The 21449-nt window shown below is 51.6% G+C and carries 18 protein-coding genes; 11 read left to right on the forward strand and 7 right to left on the reverse strand.

The window, feature by feature from the left end; genetic code table 11:
• Nucleotides 1-38 precede the first annotated feature (38 nt).
• Nucleotides 39-1220 carry an N-acetylglucosamine-6-phosphate deacetylase gene (nagA, locus tag AC50Y3_RS09675; RefSeq protein WP_494818541.1) on the reverse strand — a complete coding sequence of 394 codons (1182 nt, stop codon included), beginning with the start codon at nucleotides 1218-1220 and terminating at the stop codon, nucleotides 39-41.
• Between the two features lie 3 nt (nucleotides 1221-1223).
• The gene (gene nagB / locus AC50Y3_RS09680) at nucleotides 1224-1946 is read right to left on the reverse strand and encodes a glucosamine-6-phosphate deaminase (protein WP_494818542.1); all 723 of its coding nucleotides are present in this window, start codon (nucleotides 1944-1946) and stop codon (nucleotides 1224-1226) included.
• A gap of 195 nt (nucleotides 1947-2141) precedes the next feature.
• Here nagB and fni point away from each other — a divergent pair, with 195 nt between their 5' ends.
• A complete protein-coding gene (fni, locus tag AC50Y3_RS09685) occupies nucleotides 2142-3206 on the forward strand; it encodes a type 2 isopentenyl-diphosphate Delta-isomerase (protein WP_494818543.1) in 1065 nt (354 codons plus the stop codon).
• A 38-nt stretch (nucleotides 3207-3244) separates the two neighbouring features.
• On the opposite strand, the gene AC50Y3_RS09690 is transcribed toward fni, so the two are convergent.
• From AC50Y3_RS09690 to AC50Y3_RS09700, 3 genes are read right to left on the reverse strand one after another with little or no spacing between them, the layout of a single operon-like run.
• On the reverse strand, nucleotides 3245-4345 hold the full coding sequence (locus AC50Y3_RS09690; protein ID WP_494818544.1) for a Ger(x)C family spore germination protein: 1101 nt from the start codon (nucleotides 4343-4345) through the stop codon (nucleotides 3245-3247).
• Nucleotides 4342-5451 (reverse strand): GerAB/ArcD/ProY family transporter, encoded by a 1110-nt coding sequence (locus tag AC50Y3_RS09695; RefSeq protein ID WP_494818545.1) that lies wholly within the window; start codon nucleotides 5449-5451, stop codon nucleotides 4342-4344. The genes AC50Y3_RS09690 and AC50Y3_RS09695 overlap by 4 nt, the downstream gene beginning before the upstream one ends.
• Nucleotides 5448-6776, reverse strand: a complete 1329-nt coding sequence (locus tag AC50Y3_RS09700; RefSeq protein ID WP_494818546.1) for a spore germination protein — start codon at nucleotides 6774-6776, stop codon at nucleotides 5448-5450. Before AC50Y3_RS09700 ends, AC50Y3_RS09695 begins: the two co-directional genes overlap by 4 nt.
• A 170-nt stretch (nucleotides 6777-6946) precedes the next feature.
• Between AC50Y3_RS09700 and AC50Y3_RS09705 the strand changes: the two genes are divergently transcribed.
• The 4 genes from AC50Y3_RS09705 (at nucleotide 6947) to AC50Y3_RS09720 (ending at nucleotide 10842) form a co-directional block, all read left to right on the forward strand.
• A complete protein-coding gene (locus AC50Y3_RS09705) occupies nucleotides 6947-7699 on the forward strand; it encodes a class I SAM-dependent methyltransferase (protein ID WP_494818547.1) in 753 nt (250 codons plus the stop codon).
• Complete coding sequence (locus tag AC50Y3_RS09710; protein WP_494818548.1) at nucleotides 7696-8706, forward strand: MBL fold metallo-hydrolase; 1011 nt, start codon at nucleotides 7696-7698, stop codon at nucleotides 8704-8706. The genes AC50Y3_RS09705 and AC50Y3_RS09710 overlap by 4 nt, the downstream gene beginning before the upstream one ends.
• 79 nt (nucleotides 8707-8785) lie before the next feature.
• Nucleotides 8786-10102 (forward strand): CapA family protein, encoded by a 1317-nt coding sequence (locus tag AC50Y3_RS09715; RefSeq protein ID WP_494818549.1) that lies wholly within the window; start codon nucleotides 8786-8788, stop codon nucleotides 10100-10102.
• Nucleotides 10103-10107: 5 nt separating this feature from the next.
• The gene (locus AC50Y3_RS09720; protein WP_494818622.1) at nucleotides 10108-10842 is read left to right on the forward strand and encodes a glycerophosphodiester phosphodiesterase; all 735 of its coding nucleotides are present in this window, start codon (nucleotides 10108-10110) and stop codon (nucleotides 10840-10842) included.
• Between the two features lie 56 nt (nucleotides 10843-10898).
• On the opposite strand, the gene AC50Y3_RS09725 is transcribed toward AC50Y3_RS09720, so the two are convergent.
• The gene (locus AC50Y3_RS09725) at nucleotides 10899-12056 is read right to left on the reverse strand and encodes an HD domain-containing phosphohydrolase (RefSeq protein WP_494818550.1); all 1158 of its coding nucleotides are present in this window, start codon (nucleotides 12054-12056) and stop codon (nucleotides 10899-10901) included.
• 124 nt (nucleotides 12057-12180) lie between these two features.
• Here AC50Y3_RS09725 and AC50Y3_RS09730 point away from each other — a divergent pair, with 124 nt between their 5' ends.
• The 6 genes from AC50Y3_RS09730 (at nucleotide 12181) to ssuE (ending at nucleotide 19537) form a co-directional block, all read left to right on the forward strand.
• Complete coding sequence (locus AC50Y3_RS09730; protein ID WP_494818623.1) at nucleotides 12181-13029, forward strand: DUF92 domain-containing protein; 849 nt, start codon at nucleotides 12181-12183, stop codon at nucleotides 13027-13029.
• 220 nt (nucleotides 13030-13249) lie between these two features.
• The gene (locus AC50Y3_RS09735) at nucleotides 13250-13972 is read left to right on the forward strand and encodes an ABC transporter ATP-binding protein (RefSeq protein WP_494818551.1); all 723 of its coding nucleotides are present in this window, start codon (nucleotides 13250-13252) and stop codon (nucleotides 13970-13972) included.
• Complete coding sequence (locus AC50Y3_RS09740; protein WP_494818552.1) at nucleotides 13950-14996, forward strand: efflux RND transporter periplasmic adaptor subunit; 1047 nt, start codon at nucleotides 13950-13952, stop codon at nucleotides 14994-14996. Before AC50Y3_RS09735 ends, AC50Y3_RS09740 begins: the two co-directional genes overlap by 23 nt.
• Before the next feature lie 32 nt (nucleotides 14997-15028).
• Complete coding sequence (locus AC50Y3_RS09745; RefSeq protein ID WP_494818553.1) at nucleotides 15029-17905, forward strand: ABC transporter permease; 2877 nt, start codon at nucleotides 15029-15031, stop codon at nucleotides 17903-17905.
• A gap of 3 nt (nucleotides 17906-17908) precedes the next feature.
• Entirely contained in the window at nucleotides 17909-18793 is an 885-nt protein-coding gene (locus AC50Y3_RS09750; protein ID WP_494818554.1) for an ABC transporter ATP-binding protein, read from the forward strand.
• Nucleotides 18794-18976: 183 nt separating this feature from the next.
• Entirely contained in the window at nucleotides 18977-19537 is a 561-nt protein-coding gene (ssuE, locus tag AC50Y3_RS09755; protein WP_494818555.1) for an NADPH-dependent FMN reductase, read from the forward strand.
• A gap of 71 nt (nucleotides 19538-19608) precedes the next feature.
• Here the strand turns inward: ssuE and pepF are convergent, their stop codons facing one another.
• On the reverse strand, nucleotides 19609-21399 hold the full coding sequence (gene pepF, locus AC50Y3_RS09760; RefSeq protein ID WP_494818556.1) for an oligoendopeptidase F: 1791 nt from the start codon (nucleotides 21397-21399) through the stop codon (nucleotides 19609-19611).
• Nucleotides 21400-21449: the final 50 nt, after the last annotated feature.

Consider the following 21449-nt stretch of genomic DNA (forward strand, 5'->3'; position numbering starts at 1 on the left):
GGCGGCCAAAGCTGCATAACCCTTTATTTGTGTTCACCTTAATTGCTGTGTACGAGGCGGCCATTCACCCAAGTATGGCTAACTTCGGTAAACGACGCATCCGTCAGAACCAGATCGGCATATTTCCCGACCGTAATGGAGCCCGTCACTTCAGCCAGACCCAATTGACGCGCTGGATTGCCGCTTGCCATTCGGCTTACCTCAATAGGGCTCAGTTCCGTATGTGTGAGCATGAAGCGGAACGCATCGATCATGTTCAGCGTGCTGCCTGCCAAGCTGCCGCCTTCGCGGAGACGGGCTACACCTTGTTTGACATCGACAATGAGTCCGCCGAGATCATAGTCTCCGTCGCCGAGACCGGCAGCCGACATCGCGTCTGTGATCAGTACGACTTTGTCGACCGGCTTCGCGCCTACAAGCAGTCGGATTGCGGCAGGGTGGACATGATGCCCATCTGCGATAATTTCCCCTGAGATGCGATGATCGGTCAGCACAGCGCCTACCGTTCCGGGCTCGCGATGGTGGAGACCGCGCATCGCATTAAACGTGTGAACCGCTTGCGTTAAGCCGGCGTCAGCTGCAGCGGTAACCTGCGCATAAGTAGCGTCCGTGTGGCCACAGGCTGCGACGATACCGTTATCTGCGAGATAGGCAATCAGCTCGCAAGCCTGTTCTTTCTCCGGCGCCAAGGTGAGCTGCTTGATAAGCCCCGGATACTGTTCATTCCACGATTTCACCCAGTCCACGCGAGGAGGGGAAATAAAGGCCGGGTTCTGAGCGCCTGGCCATAGCTCGCTGATGAACGGGCCTTCCAGATGAACGCCGCCAAGCGCTGCATAGGCCATTTCACCGTTCACGTAGTCTTTGGCAGCTGCCAGCACCGCTTCAATGGCTTCTTTGGATGACGTAACGGTAGTCGCAAGCATGCGAGTTGTGCCTTTAGCAGCATGATAACGCGTGATCGTGTCGTAGGCTTCGCGATTTGCATCCATGAAATCAGCTCCGAAGCCGCCATGAACATGCATGTCGATAAATCCCGGCAGGAGCCAGCTGCCGTTCCCATCAATGGTACGATGCTGCTCGTTCTCGGCTGGAAGGAACTGACCCTCAATAATAGCTGTAATAATCCCGTTCTCTACGATAATGCTGCCTTCCACAACGGTATCTTGCACGATTGCTTTGACATTGGTGATGAACCAATTGTTATCCGCGGCTTTCATCCTCTACAACAACCTCCCTGCCTCTCGATCGACCAACACGATCACTTTCTTATGCGTTTGCAGCAGCGATGCCGGAACTTCTGTCGTAATCGGTCCGTGAAGCGCTTGTTTGACGATATTCGCTTTATCGGCACCTTTGACGACCAGAACGATTGAGTCTGCTTTCAGAATGGAGCCAACGCCCATTGTAATGGCTTTCGTAGGTACTTCATCCGGCGAGTCGAAAAATCTTGCATTTGCCGCCCGAGTTGCTTCCTCGAGCTCAACGACATGCGTACCGCCTTGCAGCTCTTGATCCGGCTCGTTGAAGCCGATGTGGCCATTATGGCCAAGGCCAAGCAGTTGAACGTCGATGGGCTGTTCGGCCAGCATGCGATCATACGACAGACATTCCGCCTTCAAATCACTTACCAGGCCGCTCGGCAAATGGGCTTGCTGCTTCGGCAAATCGATGTGGTCAAACAAGTGCTGTTTCATAAATTGGGCATAGCTTTGTTCATGGTTTGGCGAAAGTCCAACATATTCGTCCAAGTTGAACGTGGTGGCATCCTTGAAGGAAACCTCGCCGTTATTGTACATCTCTATCATTTTTCCATAAATTCCGATAGGTGTCGAGCCGGTTGCCAGCCCAAGCGTTGCGTGAGGATTATGTTTAATCGTGTCTGCGAAAATTTGAGCAGCATAACGGTCAAGTTCGTTAACGTTGTCGAAGCATTTCAATTCCATAATGAGGTGCCTCCTAAGGTTCGTTATGCTTTTATTATAAATGATATTGTCAGAACCGACAATAAAAATGATTAAAAAAGTCATTATTAAGAAATTAATAATCAAAAATGAAGTGAATCCCTGCAAACTTGATCTTGAGGCCGCGCATATGCCATGATGATTGAAGCAAATTAGAAGACATAGGGGGTTATGACAATGATGGACAGGCAAGAAGAGGAGCATGTCCAGACGGCGAAGAGAAAAGGCGAGCATATCCGGATCTGTTTGCAGGAAGAGGTGCAAAGCGTCGGCACGGAGCCGGGTTTTGACCAATATCGGTTTCGGCATCAAGCACTTCCGGAGATCGCCTTCGAGGAAATTGACATCGCTTCATCGTTTCTGGGCAAGCCGATTGCCGCACCGCTGCTTATTAGTTCGATGACCGGGGGAACGGAGGAGACAGGTGCTATTAATGAAAGGCTTGCCGAAGCAGCGCAGGCAAAGGGCTGGGTAATGGCGCTAGGCTCTATGCGTGCTGCTATAGAAAAAGAGTCGCTCGCCTCGACATTCCAAATGCGCAAGCAGGCGCCGACCATTCCGATTATCGCTAATTTAGGCGCTGTTCAGCTCAATTACGGCTATGGCGTCGATGAATGCAGGCTAGCCGTGGAGCTTGCCGAAGCAGACGCACTGGTCCTGCATCTTAACAGCTTGCAAGAGGTATTTCAGCCGGAGGGGAACACGAACTTCCGCGGATTGCTCCAGCGCATCGCTGAGGTATGCCGCAAGCTGCATGTACCGGTTGGCGTGAAGGAAGTCGGCTGGGGTATCGATGCTGAGACAGCAATCAGACTGCATGATATCGGCGTTGCCTTCATTGATGTCGCCGGAGCGGGAGGCACCTCCTGGAGCCAGGTTGAGAAATACCGCTCACGCGATCCGCTGCGCGCCGAGGCCGCGTCTGCATTTGCAGGCTGGGGTACGCCTACAGCGGCATGTGTGCGCGACGTCCGGGCTGCGCTGCCCGGCATGGCTCTAGTCGCAAGCGGCGGCCTGAACACAGGCGTGGATGCCGCGAAAGCAATCGCGCTAGGCGCAGACTTGGCCGGTTACGGCCGTTCGCTGCTAGCCGGTGCAGTAGAGCCCCAATCCTCGAACGGCAGCGAAACGGTGCAGCGCCAAATGCAGCGCATCGAGTTCGAGCTGCGTACGGCCATGTTCGGCATTGGTGCCGCCAACTTACAAGAGCTGCGTCGCACGAATCGCTTAATACAATTGTGATGAACAACGCTGCGATTAAGGCAAGAGGCCGTTAACGATTAGCGCGTTAAACCAGAGCCTTCAATGACAACATCCGCTTTAACCTCGAATTTCAAAGTGGGATAAATAGACTCCCACTCTTTCCACGTCCTTGGCGAGCCTGCATGTGTCGCACGATACCGAAGTCCAAATCCGAACGGATCAACGCCTGCTCTCTGTACTTTCTCAAGCAGGCGCTTGGCTTCATCGGCCACCTGCGTATTGAAGGCTTGCTCAAGTTCCTTCCAATTCTGATCATAAATGCCGCCGGGTGCTTCCTCGAATATACCTCCTATGTTCAACTTCATCTTCAACACATAACCATCCTGCTCTTTGACGATTCTGTAATGGGAATGAAGCTTGTCGATCGAGATAACCAAAGTATCACCTTTAATCTTTGCCGTTACTGTCGATTTCTTATATTGATTGCGAATTTGGTTGTACATTTCCGTTTCGCGCGGGTTAAGCGTCAAGACGAGTTTATGCTTGTCGAGCAGTCCCAGCTTCGATACGACGTACCCATTCTTCTCTTGACGCATGATCGGCATGATCGGATCCATCCCGCGTTCATCGACGCGCCTCATGAAATCAAACATATAGACACTAACGATGTAAGAGGACTGGGTTCCGTCTTTTCCATAGAGCAGGAAGATTGTATTGCCGGGGAATCGCTCAGCGGGCGGATTGATGTTCAGAATCGTTTTCGCGTCAGGCTTGCCAATAGCCATAAAGGCGATATTCGATACATCGCGGCGCCGCGAAATCCACTGAAGCGTTCCGGTATAATCCGTTTTCGCAAGCCCTTCTCCGAGCAGATAGAGCTTGCAATGCCCGAAATCCAGTTCCTTATCGACATGGGATTTCAGTAAACGGAGCGCTTCGGCAATGGTGGTAGCGTGAATGGTTTCCACTTGTGTTTGGGCTGCCCCTGGCTCTACTTTGGGAGAGGGAATGGCAAGTCGAAGCGTGATATTGTAGCCTGTCTTGCCTTCCTCAGGGGAGTCGATTCCCATGGCGAGTACGAAGAAGCGTTTATCGATATCTTTGAACCCGCAGCCCCCCAGCAGGACTGTGATTAGCACGATTAAGGTTAGTTTTACAGCTATACGTGTTACTTTCATGTTTTCATCTTCTTTCGACGCGCGATCACACTCAGTACGAAGAAGAACAGGACTGTAGCCGTTTCGGAAAATAACCGGATCATCAGCCAGCCTCTTGTAATGTACAAGCTCTGTTTTTCATTAAAGACGGTGAACGACAACATCGTTACGACAGCAAAGATCGAAACGATTACATAATTCGAAACAGCTGTGCGCGCGGGGTCGATATGCGGCTTTGCTTTGGGCAAACAGCTCTTCAACATCTCCATCGCAATGTGCCAACCGGTCGTTGTATAGAGAAGTGTAAGGTTTAAATACAATAACAGAAACAAGAAAATGACGCGCTCAATGAACCCGTAACCAAGCACCATGGAATCGGAGGTTACCGTCCAAACGTACAAATAGGAGCCAACCGCTTCCGTCCCATGAAAGCCGATCGGAACGAAGAACGAGAGCAATAATATCAAGGTACATACGATTGGCAGTGCCCAGCGAAGGCGAAATTTGAAATTCGGCGGGTTGAGACGATTGAATATGGCATAGTTGGTATATCCCGTAAATACAAATGTCGCGGCCGCGAAAGGTTCAAGCTTTGGCGGGACACGCCAATATTGGGCGACGGTTTGGATAGCATCCCAATCCAGATACGGATTGGTTGATGCTTTAAACAGGATGAAGCACACAATCGGAAGATTGATGAGCAAAGTCATTTCCATAATCAGAACCACGGTTAAAGTAGAGCGTGTCGCCGTGTAAATGCAAGCTCCTACAAGAATGAGCAGCACGAGCATGGAGCTTGTATCCGGGTTGAAAAAACGGTTGATGAGCACCGCATAAGCGATTATGGCGATCGAAGCAGCCAAGTACCACATGACAGATAAGAATATCAATATGGGGATATTGATAAACTTGGGGAAGAAGAGCGCCAATATTTCCGGAATCCCCTTCCCGGGAAAGGTTTTCATGACATGGGTAAAGATTAAAGCTAAGAAGCTGCCGAAGAAAGCCGCGCAAATCATAGAGGAAACCGAACCCGTATAACGGTCATTAAGGAGCATATACGGAACAAACAGCATGAGATTCAGAATGCTGACGAGAATGATATTGTAATAAAAGTAACGGTTCATTCATTGTTCACCTGCCCAATATCACCGTTTGATGAGGCTGTTTTACTGATGATGCGGAAGTACGGCTTTCCAAAGCTCCGCATATCGGCCAAATAAACCAAATAACAGAACAACCCGATGGTCACCCCGGATATACCGAAGAAGATCGCAGGGACGATAAGCGGGTATTTCAGAAACCGAATTGACCCTGACATATTGTTGACGGGGATCACAAAATTGGAAATCGCTACAACGGAGGTAACGATAATCATAATGCTGCTGACGAGACCGGCCTGCTGCGCGGCTTGGCCCAGAATGAGGCCGCCAACGGTCGTCGCAGTCGAGCCTATATATTTGGGCAGCCTGACGCTGGCCTCAATGAGTGATTCGATCATAAACAGCATAATAAACACTTCAATAAATGAAGGATAAGGCACAGCGGATCGACTGCCTGCAATGGAGAAGGTCAATTGGACGCGAAAGAGCTCCGGATTATAGGAGACGATAGCTACATAGAGCGCTGGCAATGCGATGGTTAGAATAACGGCAAGATACCGGAGCGCCAGCAGGCAGCGCGTCATCCAGAAGGAGTCGTAATGATCATCTACGGCGTTCATAAAGTCAAAGAAGGTAGCGGGTAAAATAAGCGCAAACATCGAGCCTTGGATAAGCAGGATGATTTTGCCTCCTTGAATGCCTGTACATACCCGGTCAGGTCGTTCTGTAAGCATCATGGTCGGAAACAACCGATACCGATCGCCGAGCGCTCGGGCTAATTCCCCGGTCGCCGAAATCATGGGCAAAGAAACCCGGTCCAGCTTCTCTCTAACCGAAGTCACGATGGTGGGATCTACACGCCGTTTATCAAAAATCAACAGAACACGGGTCTTGGACATGGTACCGACTGTGCGTTCCTCCACGGCGAGCTCCGGGCTGGGATAGCGGCTGCGAATGATATTGACCGAGTCTATCAAATCTTCGCTTAACGCGATTTGCGGTCCGGTGATGACCGTTTCGACCATCGTTTGCGGATTTTCATTCCGGATAATACGCGCTGCATCAAGCTGATAGATGTTTCCGTTTAGTTGCAGCAGCACGAAGCCATGCAGAATCGTATCTGCCCATTTGGCAGGGTCGTCAAGGCGCTTAAAAACGGGATTGGTTAAAACCAGCTCATCGAAGGGATGCTCCTGCTTCGTAAATGGGACAAGAATGAAATCGCTGACTTTACTTTCATCGCAAAGCGTCGCGATATAAGCGATTTCGATCGAAAGCGTATCATTCTGCAAGCGATTCATCGTTAAGTCGCGCGACTCCGCAAACAGCGTGTTGATTCGATTCAGCATGATGGCTTCCCCTTCCTGGAACATGTGCAGCCGGAAATATAACAACTTGGCATAGTATGGATAATTAGGATGAAAATTATGCCGCTGCAACTGTGTTTTGCCAGAATAGCGGAGGGTGAAGTACAATAAGAGTCATAAAAAAAGAGATCGTGTTGAGAGGGGAAGCGCGTATGACGAATTGGTATGAGCGCAGTTTCGGCTCTGATTATATGGTTGTGTATCGGCACCGCAATTGGGAGCAGGCGGCGCGTGAAGTGGAAACCATGGCAGGGTGGCTGGAGCTTGCGCCCGGTGCCTCCGTACTCGATATCGGATGCGGAATGGGACGGCATGCTCTTGCCTTAGCGCAGCTGGGCTACAATGTCACCGGCATCGACTTGTCGGAATCCTTGCTTCAGAAAGCGCGCGAATGCAATGAGCAAGGCCATATTCATGCACTCATCCAAGGCGATATGAGAGAGCTGCCGTTCGCGGACAACAGCTTTGATGCGACCGTTAATTTGTTCACGTCCTTCGGTTATTTCGATATCGAATCGGACAACCAGCGTGTCATCCGAGAGATTCGCAGAGTGCTGAAGCCGCAGGGGACTTTCTTAATCGATTTCATGAACCCGTCCTATGTGGCTGCTAATCTGGTACCGCATTCCGAGCGTGCCGATGAAGAGACAGGGCTGCACATTAGCGAACAGCGGGCCATAGCAGACGGCTGGGTGTTAAAGCAAATACATATCACGTCACAAGAGGGGGCCGAGGCTTCCCGCTGTTATGAGGAGCGGGTTCGTTTGTTCCCATTGTCTTGGTTTGAACAAGCACTCCGGGAAGCGGGATTGGTACTGGAGCAGCGTTATGGGGATTATGAAGGACGACCGTACGATGAGAAACATTCACCGCGGATGATTATGAAAGGCAGGGCGTTATCGTGAATGAAGGGGCAAAATCGATGGTGACACAGTGGCAAGGCGGAATTGTACAGGTTAAAGTTCCGCTGCCGTTCTCGCTGAGATGGGTGAACAGCTATTTGATCCCGGACACCGCAGGTTACACGCTGATTGACCCGGGATTACATACGGAAGTGGCGGTTCAGGCCTGGTCCGAGGCATTGCTTGAGCTATCGATTCCTTTCGAGGCGATTCATACCATCATTCTGACACATCAGCATCCTGACCATTACGGATTGGCAGGGTGGTTCCAAGCGCGGACAGGTGCTCCTGTTTATATTTCTGAGCTCTCGTATGCCTATACGCAGCGCTTATGGGGAGCCGACCTTGGTGCGGAATTTGCTGCCTCGCTGACGAAGCTATACGCCGAGCAGGGAATGCCGGAATCCGTCGTAGCGGAAATTACGCCGCATCTTGAAAGCTTCATAGAGAGAGTTACGCCGCAGCCGAACGTTACCTTTCTGAAAGCAGGCCGGACGATGACAATTGGCGATTCAGAGTGGCAAATGATCGACTGCCCGGGACATGCGCGGGGCCAGTTGTGTTTCTATGAGCCGCTTCAGAAACGTATGTTATGCGGCGATCAAGTGCTGCCGGATATTACTCCGAACATCAGCGTCGTACCAGGTGAAAACCATGATCAGTTGCAGCAGTTTCTGGATAGCCTGGAGGCGCTGAAGGGGTATGAGGTTGAGCTCGCTTTTCCGGGGCATCGGGATCCCTTCGCGAACTTCAGTGAACGGATTGTTCAACTGGCATCCCACCATGAACGGAGGCTGCTCCAAATTCGCGAGCTGATTCAAGCGGAGCCGATGACGGGTTATACGCTTTGCATGCGGCTCTTCGGCGAACGGATTGCCGGCAATACACATAATTTGAGGTTTGCCATGTCGGAGACGCTCGCCCATTTATTCCACTTAGAGCGCCATGGATATGTTACCGGAACTAAGCAAAATGATCAGCTGTATTATTCGGTGAAGCCGGATTCTTAAATGAAAAAGCTTCCAATAGCGTTCGGAATATGGTGTATAATGAATGGGTCATCGTTTGAAGAAAAGGAGCTCACCTACTATGCCTATTTCCCGCTCTGAATCTCGTCAACATGCGAAACAACAACGTTCCCGCAGAATGAAACGCCTGTTTGCGATTAACCTTATCCTCCTGCTGATTATCGGTACACTTGCGGTCGTTTATGTCGTGCAGCGACAGAATGGCAATGAGAAGCTCAATACGGAGGCTAATGAGCCAAATGCGCCTGCCGGCAGCAATAACGCTGCGGCTGACAAACCATCTGCAGATGATTCGAATACGACTACAAATACGCCGGAGACGGATGATCCGTCATCGGGTACAGAAGGACATACCATCTTTGAGCCGATTGATGATCAACCCGCAGCCGATAATGAAGCGGCAGTAGGCGGCGCAGGTTCCGCAGAGGCCGGAGGTCAAGTGAATTTATCTTTCACGGGTGACGTTTTACTGGCGGCTTCCGTTGAGAAGCTGATGCTTCAGAACGGCTATGACTACCCCTATGCGAAAGTATTGCATGAATTGAAAACACCGGACCTCATGGCGGTCAATTTGGAGACGCCCGTTACATTGCGCGGTACGCCTGCCGAGAATAAACAATATGTCTACAAATCTTCGCCGGACGCACTGCCAGCCTTGAAGGCAGCCGGAATTGATGTTGTCAATTTAGCCAACAATCATACGCTGGACCAAGGCGAAGAAGGACTGCTCGATACGATTGACCATCTCGATGAAGCCGGCATTCCGAATATGGGTGCCGGGCGGGATGAACTGGAAGCGTTCAAGCCCGTATTGCTGGAAGCTAAAGGGATCAGTATTGCTTATCTGGGATTAACGCGAGTCATACCTGTCGGTTCCTGGAAGGCTACGAAGGATCATGCCGGCCTGGCGGAAACCTATGACTCTACGCGCGCGGTTGCGGCCATTAAACAGGCTAAGAAGCAAGCCGATATTGTCGTGATCATGGTGCACTGGGGAATCGAACGCGAAGATTTACCAAATAACGATCAGAAAAGATTAGCACATGAATATATTGATGCAGGGGCAGATTTAGTCATCGGCAGTCATCCTCATGTTCTTCAGGGCTTTGAATCGTACAAAGGGAAATGGATTGCATACAGCTTAGGCAATTTTATATTCAGTGGCATGACGCCGGATAAAACGAAAGACACCGGAGTCCTCAATGCAGCTTGTAATGTGAAAGGCGATTGCTCGTTGAACTTTAATCCGATGCGTGCGGTGCAGTCACAGCCAGCGCCTCTGGCAGGCGAAGAGGGAGCGGCATTGCTCAAGCGCTTATCGGGTATTTCCTTCCATGCAACTGTGGATAAGGCAGGGAACATTCAGCCGAAGGAGTGAGGATGATGTTGAATCCGTGTGTTGCCCACCGCGGAGCTTCAGGACTTGCGCCGGAGAATACGATGGCCGCTTTTCGGGAGGCGCTTAGTTTTCCGTTCGTGCAGTGGATCGAGCTCGATGTGCAGGTATCAAAGGACGGCATCCCCGTTGTGATCCACGACGACTCGCTTAGACGGACGGCGAGGGTTGCAGGGCGTGTTCATGATTTTACGGCGGAGCAGCTTGGCAAGATGGACGCAGGCAGCTGGTTCGATAAGTCTTACGCAGGTGAAGGTATTCCAACGCTGCAGCAGGTGATAGACGCAACGGTCGGCCGCTGCAGGCTAAACGTGGAGCTCAAAACTTACGGAGGCCGCTATCCCGGCATGGAGAAGAAGGTTGTTGAGCTGCTGTACAAGAACGGACTGCAGCATGATGCGGTCATCACCTCCTTTGACCGTGAGGCGCTGCGAACGGTGCGTGAGCTGACCAAAGAAGTCCGGACCGGACTTATCCTAGATGCGTCACCTTGGACGCTGACAACGGATTTGGAGCGCTTAGGCGCGAATTTCTTATCCGTCGGCTATACGCGAGTATCGGAGCAGCTGCTGGCTTCTATGCGGGCTGCGCGAGTTGACGTCATGGCCTGGACCGTGAATGATGTGCCCATGATCAAACGTCTCGCCGCGCTCGACAGCGCGTTAATGATTTGTACGAATTATCCGGATCGTTTTGCACAGGCGAAGAATGAAAGCCAATAACGAAAATGGTGGTGCAGAGTTAGGTCTCTGCACCACCATTTATTTTGACATAAAGGTTATAAATCACGGAACCGATCGCGAATATCAAGAATCGCAGGGAGCTGCTCCATCAGGATATCTACTAATTTCGGATCGAAATGGTTACCGCGTTCCTCTTGGAATAACTGCAGAATCCGTTCCAGCTCCCAAGCCTTCTTGTACACACGGTCGCTGCCCAGCGCGTCGAATACGTCTGCTATGGCCGTAATCCGTCCGTAAAGGTGAATCTCTTCGCCGCTAAGTCCTCTTGGGTATCCTTTGCCGTTCCATTTCTCATGATGCTGATAGGCGACGATTGCCGCTGTTTTGAGCAGCTCGCGGCTTGACGCTTTGAGCAAATTGTAGCCGATATCGGTGTGCAGCTTCATCTGGTCGAACTCTTCCTCGGTCAGCTTACCTGGCTTGAGCAGGACGGAGTCGGGAATGGCTACCTTGCCGATATCATGCATAGGTGAAACCATCTTGAGCAATTCGGCTTCTTCTGCCGATAAGCCGTACCCGATTGCGAGTATGTAGGAATATTCAGCTACCCGTTTCACGTGGTTGCCGGTTTCTTTGGAACGGCTTTCGCCTATCTCCCCCATTACGGTTATGATTTCGCGCTGCGTTGCGACGATCTCCTCATGGAGGATGACCGATTCCAGCGATTTGCCTGCGTAGGAGGCGGCCAGCTTCAAATGTTCGAGGTCACGCTGCGTAAAGGCGGCTTGCGGCGTCAGCTTGTTAATGGCTTGATAAGCGCCGATTATCGTTCCGTCATTGCCAACGAATGGCACCGTGATGACCGACTTGGTGCGATAGCCGGTGCGCCGGTCGTTCTCGTCATTATGACGATGATCGTTGTAGGCGTCGTCGATTAATAAATAATCGCCGGTTTCGATGGAATGGCCAACGAAGCCGGTGCCGAGCGGAATTCGGATTTCATTGACGCCATGGGCGATGGTCGTGAACAGTTCTTCACGGGCATGATCGATGAGCCACACCGTGCACCGGTCTGCCAAAATCATCTCGCGGCCCATGTTGGCCATGAGGAGGAGCACGCTCTTTAGGTTTCGCTCTCCTCCGATTTTGGCGGTATAATCAAATATGATACGAAGCAGCTCTTCCGGCGTCCGTTCGTTTGCGGTGTCAGCGTGTGGGAGAATTTCATCATGACGTTTATGACGATCATACATATGCAATCGAACGCTCCTTAATTGACAAAAAAGTATATTCTTCGACACTATCAATTCAACATAACTTTAACGAATCCTGCTTAAGGATATGTAAAAAATGGGAGTATGGGGCGTGAACGAAACGATGAGCGAGATTTGGAGTTCGGACATAAGCCGGCTGGTAGCCGGAATAATAGGAAGCGGCGTTATCGCACTAGCCGCCTATCGGCTTCGCTCCTTATCGGGCAGCGGGGCTGTTTCGGCTGCCATTATGGGGACAGGCTATGTGGCTCTAGGCGGGCCGCTCTGGTTCGGCACGCTGCTGGCATTCTTCTTGTCTTCTTCGCTGTGGTCCAAGTGGAAGCGAAGACATGCTGCCAAGCAGGCCGCCGAGGCGAAATACGCCAAGAGCGGCCGCCGTGATGCCGCTCAGGTGTGGGCCAATGGCGGCTTGGGGCTGTTGCTGTGCGCCGGACATGCGCTATGGCCCGCGGCAGCTTGGGTGTACGCATTCGTCGGCGTCATGGCCGCCGTGAACGCGGATACATGGGCCACGGAGATCGGCGCGCTCAGCCGCCGCGCTCCGCGTGCCCTGCTTAGCGGGCGCCACGTTGCGCCCGGCACAAGCGGCGGGGTCACGCCGCTTGGCAGCTTCGCCGCGCTCGCCGGCGCCGCTTTCATCGGCGCAGCCGCGGCGCTGCTGCACGCTGCGCCGCCAGCGCCTGCGGGCGTCGCGCCGGGCGCGCTGCTCGCCGCCGCGGCTTGCGCCGGCACGGCCGGCGCCTTCGCCGATTCGCTGCTCGGTGCGACCGTGCAAGTGATGTATCGCTGCCAAGTATGCGGCAGCGAAACCGAACGCGCCGAGCACTGCGGCAGCCCTAACGCCGTGCAGCGAATCCGCGGCTTCGCCGGGATGACCAATGACGCGGTGAATTTCGCGTCCTCGGCGCTGGCCGGCTTGCTGGCGTTAATCATAGGCTGCGCCTTTTCCTAGAATCTCCCTGAATTGAAAGCATTCAATTAAGACTATCCCTATGGATGTCGACGCGTTATAATCAACCTAATGTTCACGTTTTTGGATGCAATTGTGCATAAATCTAATGGTTTCTCGGGTTGACAGCCTAGGTATCGCCTAGTATCCTAACTCTAATAGAAAATTTTTACAGAAGTAAATGTAAACGAATTCATAGATTCGGGAAGGAGAATGGCCGCACGTGAAGATTCATACGGCGGAATCGCCGATTGCCAGCAACCTTCCGCTGCTCCAAGCGGATAATGTGAAACGCGTATTCGGCCGCGGTGACAATTCTGTAACCGCTGTCAAGAATATTAATCTGACGATCAACAAGGGCTCAATGATTGCGCTTAAAGGCCGTTCCGGCTCCGGCAAGACAACGCTGCTGAATTTACTTGCAGCGCTGGATCAGCCGACAGAAGGCGACGTTTATTTTAACGGTCAAATTATTTCCCGATTGCCGGAGAAGCAGCGCAGCACATGGCGCAGAACGAATTTGGGCCTGGTGTTCCAAGCCTTCGGCCTCATCCCGCTTATGTCCGCGTACGAGAATGTGGAGTTTGGCCTGCGCATCGCAGGCAGCGATTCGAAGCTGCATAAGGAGCGCGCCGAACAAGCGCTGGAATGGGTGGGCATGAAATCCCGCATGAAGCACCGCCCGCCCGAGCTCTCGGGGGGAGAACAGCAGCGCGTTGCGATCGCCAGAGCGATTGCGCATAGACCCGTCCTGCTGCTGGCGGACGAGCCTACAGCCGAGCTTGACAGCAGGATGGGGCTGCAGGTAATTAAAGTGTTCCGTGACCTTGTAGAGAATCTGGGAATGACCGTCGTTATGACGACACATGATCCCGGGATTATGGAAATCGTCGATCATGTTATTGCATTGGAGGATGGAGAGATTGTCTCAGAACCTAACGCGTAAACATCGCCGCAGATTGTTCGTCAAGGAGGCTGCTGCAGTAATGGTTGTGGCCTCGCTGCTTTCCGGCTGTTCGCTTCTGCCGCAGAAGCAAGTCGTCCTGCAGCCGCCGCTTGTGCAGCCTGCTGCGGAGAAGGTAGATGCTATCGAAGTGAAGAAGGCGACCATTGAGCGGAGCTTCTCTGGCGCGGCTGTAGTCGCATCGAGCAAGAATGTACCGCTCTTCTATAAGGAAAGCGGCAGACTGAAGGAGCTCCACGTGAAGCTGGGCGATGCAGTGAAAGCAGGACAGCTGGTAGCTGAGCTGGACATGGGCGATTTGGACCTTCGTGTGAAGCTGCAGAAGCTGAGTCTGGAACGTGCTCAAATTGAGTATTTCCGAGTGAAGCAGAGCGGTGTGACCGGCAATGATCTGCGGATGAAGGAGATCGATTTGGAGCGGGAGCAGCTCATGCTTAATGCGATGAACGAGCAGTTTGAGTCCGCGAAGCTAACGACACCGATCAGTGGAATCGTATCTTATTTGGATACGAAGTCGCCGGGCGATGGACTGAACGGCTATACGCCGCTTGTTACGGTTGCGGACCCTACACAGCTGTATCTGATCTACACAGCTGAGGATGCGAAGCAAATTGCCGGCGTACAACGCGACATGGCTGTCCAGATCAAGGTGGGCGATAAGAAGTTTGACGGCAAAGTGCTGCAATCTCCTTCGGATGCGCCGATTACGTTAAACAAGGAAATCGATGATCGCAACACAAGGCTGCTTTATATTGCCATCAACAAACCGGACAAGACCTTCGAGCTCGGCCGAACGGCCGATATTCATATCGTGCTTGAGAAACGTGACGATGTCGTAGTCATTCCGCGCAGCGGCCTGCGTACCTACTTGGGACGTACCTACGTGCAGGCGCTCGACGGCGACCGCCGCAAAGAGATCGACGTTCAACCGGGGATTATGACCTCAACGGATGTGGAGATCGTCAAGGGATTAGATCCGGGCATGAAAGTGATTCTGAATAACTAATTTCAGCTCATGAGAAGAGAAGAGGTGAACCAATGGCAATCTGGACGATGATTTTTCGTAAAATGGCGAAGAATCGTTGGCTGCAGCTTAACTTATGGTTTGGGCTTACGATCTGCGTAGCACTGTTCAGCTCCATGCCGCTATACTCGCATGCGATTTTGCAGCGCACGTTATATAAAGAGCTTCAACAGCTTCAGAAGGATCAGAACGTCTATCCGGGCTCGCTAAGAGCCTCTACTTCGGTTTCCGGCACAAGATCCTTTGACGAGATCAGAAGTCTCATTGGCAAAGCGGATCGGTATATGTACAATGCACCGCAGCGCCTTGGACTGGATTCGCAGTCGTATATCATGTCGAGGGCGACACAGTCGTTCAAGATTTTACCTGTGGATGCCTCCGAGCGCGAGAAGAAAGAAATGAGCGTGACGGGAAGCCTTCGTACCGTCTCGGATATCGAGAAGCGGGTGCATCTGCTCGACGGACGGATGCCGGATGCGAACCGCAGCGATGGTGTCTATGAAGCGCTTGTCACGCAGAAGTTTATTATTGATCTCAAGCGTGATCTCGATCATGAGTTCGTTTATACGAACAAGGATACCGGTCAGCAGCTGCACATTATTCCGGTAGGGATCGTGGAGTCGAAGCAGGACAATGCGTACGACCAGTTCAATGTGGAATCGTATAATACATCCTTCTATATTCCCTTTAAGCAATTCAACCATGATTTCATTGAGAATCAAGGCTTGTTGAAAATATCGGTGCTGTCCTGGCAGTATTCGCTTAACTATGAGCAGATGAATATCGACCATATCGATACGTATTTGGGTCAATTTACAGCCATGAACAATTACTTCAACATGCGTCTTGGCATTTCGTCGGTAGATATGCCGGCTAAGAATCCGATCGCTACGTATACGGTGAAGAAAGACAAGCTCGACATTATGCTCTGGTCCTTATATTCGCCGGTAATGTTCATGCTTGCATTCTACTTGTATATGGCAGCTAATCTGATTATTGATCGTCAGAAGACAGAGATATCCGTATTGCGCAGCCGCGGTGCAAGCCGTATGCAAATTATGCTCGTGTTTCTGGTCGAGAGCCTGCTGCTTGGTCTATTAGCCCTTGCGGTCGGCCCATTCATAGGCGTTTATTTCACCAAAATTTTAGGTGCTTCAAGCGGGTTCCTGGAGTTCGTGCAGCGCTCCTCGCTGGATGTCGTGCTCAATAGCACATCGTATAAAATTGCCGGTGCTGCCGTTATCGGCTCCATCATTCTCATTCTGGTTCCGGCATTCTTGGCTACACGGATTTCAATTGTAGGTCATAAACAGCAGATGGCGCGCTCCAACAAAATGTCTTTCTGGCACAAAACAGGCATAGACATTGTTTTACTTGGGATTGCGATCTATATGCTTTATGGTTTTAACAAACGGATGGCCGATTTGAAGGCACTCGCACTGGACCCGAATGCGATCCAAGTGGATCCGCTGCTGTTCTTCATGCCGGCACTGTTCAGCTTGGGAACGGGACTCTTCATCCTTCGCATCTATCCGTGGCTGATTAAGCTGGTGTTCTGGATCGGCCGAAGATGGTGGACGCCTGCGCTGTATTCCACATTGCTGCAGATCAGCCGTTCCTCATCGCAATATTTAACGATTAAGGTATTCCTGATTATGACTGTGGCAATGGGGCTCTTCAGCGCCAATGCGGCACGTACAATCAACGGGAATATGGAAGATAAGATTCAGTACACGACAGGCTCGGATATTCAATTGTCCGTGCATTGGGATAATGACAAGCCGCCTCCGGCGCCGGCAGGCATGCCGGCCATGGTCAATGCGGATGACGCAGGAGCGGTTCAAGCTCCGAAGGTTGTTACCTATACGGAGCCTTCGTTCATGACGATGACCGAGCTTGCCGGCGTGGATACTGCAGCGCGGGTATTCCGCAAGGATGATGCCAATTTCTCCGCTAACGGGCAGAATGGCGGTACATCCCTATACGGGATCGATACGTTTGAGTTCGGCAAAGTAGCTTGGATGCGCGGCGGACTGCTGGAGTATCCGATCAACAGCTACTTGAACCTGATTGCGAGTAACCCGAAGGCGGTGCTCATCTCGAGATCCATCGCTGACAAGTTCAAGGTAAAGGCAGGTGACCCGATCTCAGCCAAATGGGCAGGGCTCGACAGTGCGAACTTCATCGTTTACGGCATTATCGATTATTGGCCGGGATGGAATCCGCTGCCGCAGTCCGGCAACCAGGATGATCCGAATGTAAGGCTGCCGAATTTGATTGTCGGTCATCTGTCGTATATTCAGAACCATCTTGCACTTGAACCGTACGAAGTATGGATTAAGCTGAAAGAAGGCGCAACGAGCTCGGTCATATACGCAGACCTGGAGAAGAAAGAAATACCGGTGGAGAAGCTTGTGGATGCCAATCAGCTGCTGATTCGCTCGAAGAACGATCCGTTCCGACTGGCGATTAACGGTGTGATGACGCTCGGCTTTGTCATATCGATGATGATCAGCTTCTTCGGTTTCCTATTGTTCTGGGTGCTTACGTTATCGGGCAGGACGCTGCAATTCGGTATTTTACGAGCGATGGGGATCTCGTTTATGCAGATTATCGGTATGCTGCTAAGCGAGCAGCTGTTAACTTCAGCGGCAGCAATCCTATTCGGGGTACTGATCGGAAATGCGGTGAGCAATCAGTTCGTTCCGCTGTTCCAGCTGTCCTTCAACGCTTCGGATCAAGTGCCGCCATTTGAAATTGTCCGTCAGCTAAGCGATTATGTGCAGCTGTACAGCGTCGTAGGCGTTATGCTGACAATTGGGCTAGCCGTGCTCGGCATTCGGGTTTCGCGTATGAAAATTACGCAAGCGCTGAAGCTTGGGGAGGAATAAGACATGATTCATTGCGACGGGCTTGTCAAAATTTATAAGACGGATGACTTGGAGGTCGTAGCTCTGCAAGGACTGGACCTTCATGTCGAAGCCGGTGAGCTGATGGCGATTATCGGAAACAGCGGAAGCGGTAAATCGACGCTGCTGAACATGCTGGGAGGGCTTGATCGCCCTTCTGCCGGTAAGCTGCTTGTAGACGGTAAGGATTTGCTTAAATTTACGGAACGCGATCTGGTCAAATACAAACGGGAGACGGTTGGGTTCGTATGGCAGAGCAACGCGCGCAACCTCATTCCGTATTTGACTGCACTGGAGAACGTGGAGCTGCCGATTCTGCTGAAAGGCCGAGGCAAACGGCTGCGGGCGCTCGAGCTGCTGGAGGCGGTCGGGTTAAGCCACCGCATTAAGAACCGGCTGAGCGAGCTCTCCGGAGGTGAGCAGCAGCGGGTAGCCATCGCGATTGCGCTTGCGAACGAGCCGAAGCTGCTGCTAGCGGATGAACCAACCGGTTCACTCGACACGCGCATGTCCAATCAAATTCTGGACTTGTTCCGGGAACTGAACAGCAGAATGGGCATTACGATCGTTATCGTTACGCATGATCCGCTGTTAGCGCGTAAGGTTGACCGCGTTGTAGCGATCCGCGACGGCAAAACATCTTCGGAGATTATTAGAAGGCAATCGTATGCGGAGGAGCTTGCTGCTCTTGCAAACGGCAGCATCTTCGATTCCGAAGAGAGCCATGTGGAGTATGCCGTTATCGACAAAGCAGGGCGTCTCCAGATACCTGCTTCGTATTTGCAGGCGGAAGAATTCAAAGAGAAGAATAAAGTGCGGGTAGAGATGGAAGAGGGAAGAATTATTTTGTACCCGCCTGAAGCGAAATAAATGGAACAATCGAAATAAAGGTTCGGTCCGGGAAGACTGCCTCTAGGTAGGGGCAAGTCTCCCGGATTATTTTTATACTATTCATAGTTTACATATCGGAATTCTGTTAGTATACTAATTCCATAAGATGGATTGCCTGTGCAAGCAAGTTAAATGTAGCGTAAAACGGGAGCGTGAGTTGAAATGCCAAAGGTAGTTATAATTTCAGGAAGTCCGAATCCGATTTCTCGTTTGAACGGTTTGACCGATTACGCAGAAGCTAAGCTTCTGGGGCTTGGATGGGAAGTGAGCACACTGCATGTGGCTTCGCTTCCGGCAGAGGATCTCATATTGGCTCGTTGGGACAGCCCAGCCATTAAAGATGCGAATAAGCAGATTGCAGATGCGGATGCTGTGATCGTAGCAAGTCCGGTGTACAAAGCCTCCTTCACCGGCGTGCTTAAGACTTATCTGGATTTGCTGCCGCAGACCGGTCTGGAAGGGAAAGTTGTGCTGCCATTGTTCATTGGCGGAACGATTGCTCATTTGCTCACGATTGATTATGCGCTAAAACCGGTGCTTTCGGCGCTGTATGCGCGTCATGTCTCCGCCGGCGTTTATGCAGTAGATTCACAAATTAAGAAGACGGAAGCAGGCGGACTGCAGCTGGATGAGGAGCTCCTACAACGCCTCGAAGGCGCGGTGTCTTCGTTCGCCGAAGCGACCGAATTGTTTGCCTCGCTGCGGACGCCGTCCCAGCCGTAATTACCGCGCAACGAGAAAGAGCAGCCCGGTTGGGCTGCTCTTTCTCGTTATCGGGCTATTCGCAACAGAGCTTAAGAAGTCAGCTGCTCCATTTGCTCGATCAATTGTTCGAACACGCTCATCGCTTGCTCGATCGGTTCCGGAGTCGACATATCGACGCCGGCTTTCTTCAAGATATTGATGGAGTAATCGCTGCCGCCGCTCTTCAGGAAGCCAAGGTAACGCTCAACCGCCGGAGCGCCTTCCTCGAGAATCTGCTTGGAGAAGCTGGTTGCTGCGGAGAAGCCCGTTGCGTATTTGTACACATAGAAGCTGGTGTAGAAATGCGGGATACGAGCCCATTCCATCTCGATGTCTTTATCAATGACCATGCCTTCGCCATAGTAAAGCTTGTTCAGGTCGTAGTAGATTTTGCTGAACTCCTGCGGCGTTAAGGAATCGCCTTCCTCGGCACGCTCGTGAATGATTTTCTCGAATTCCGCGAACATCGTCTGACGGAATACCGTTGTGCGGAACTGGTCGGCGTAGTAAGTCAGCAGGTACATTTTTTCTTTCGGATCGGTCGACTTCTTCAGCATGTAATCCATGAGCAGCGCTTCATTGAGCGTCGAGGCCACTTCGGCCAAGAAGATCGTGTATTGCGCGTCACGGTAATCCTGATTGTTGTCGGAATAATAGGAATGAAGCGCATGGCCCATCTCGTGCGTCAAGGTGAACATGCTGTTCAGGTTGTCCTTGTGGTTGAGCAGCACGTAAGGATGTGTGCCGTAAGCGCCCCAGCTATAAGCGCCGCTGCGTTTGCCTTCGTTCTCGTATACGTCGATCCAGCCTTTATCGAATCCATCCTGCAGCACAGACAAATAATCGCTGCCCAGCGGCTTCAAGCTTTCGCTGACGGTTTTCTTCGCATCCTCGAAGGTGATGTCCATTTTGAACTCGTCAACAAGCGGTGCGAATAAGTCGTACATATGGAGCTCATCAACCTTCAGCAGCTTCTTGCGCAGCTCCATGTAGCGGTGCATGAGCGGAAGATACTTATGAATGGTGCCGATGAGATTCGTATACACCTCTTTCGGAATGTTGTCTCCATAGAGCGACATTTCGAGCGTAGAAGGGTACTTGCGAGCGCGAGAATAGAACAAGTTCTTCGTTACATTCGCACTAAGCGTCGAAGCGAGCGTGTTTTTGAGTTTGCCGTACGTGTCGTACATCGCTTTAAAAGCACCTTCGCGCACTTCACGGTTCTTGCTCTCAAGAAACTGTATGTAACGGCCATGGGACAATTCCACTTCTTCGCCATTCTCGTCTTTCACTTTCGGGAATTTCAAGTCGGCGTTGTTCAGCATGCTGAAGATAGTGCCAGGTGCTTGGCTAATGTTACCGACCTGAGCGAGCAGTGCTTCTTCGGATTTGGAGAGTACGTGGGCCTTCTGACGGCTCATCTCTTCTAACGTATGGCGATACTTTGCGAGATCGGCATTATTAATCATGCTTTGAAGTGCTTCATCGGAGAGACTTAGCACCTCAGGGGTAATGAAGGAGAGCGCTTCGCCTGTTTCGACGCTCAGCTTCTTCGATTTGTCGGAGAGTGCTTGGAAGCCCGGCTCTGCCGTGTCCTCATGATGCTTCATGTTTGCATACACATAGAGTCGCTCTACTTTGAGCGAAAGCTCGTCCTCAAGCTCGAAGCAAGCTTTGAGCTGCGCAGGGTCTGCCAGTTTGCCTTGATAAGCTTCTACTTTCTTCATCTGCTCTTTCGCTTGTGCATATTCCTTGTCCCATGCGGATTGATCCGCGAAAATGTCCTCCAGCTGCCAGCGGTGCTCAGCTGCGGTTTCGGAGCGTTTTGGTACTTGGTTCATGGGAACCCTCCTCGCATGATGGTTGGTAGATGTGGCGGAAACAGCAGAAT

This window comes from Paenibacillus sp. J22R98, from assembly GCF_059383835.1.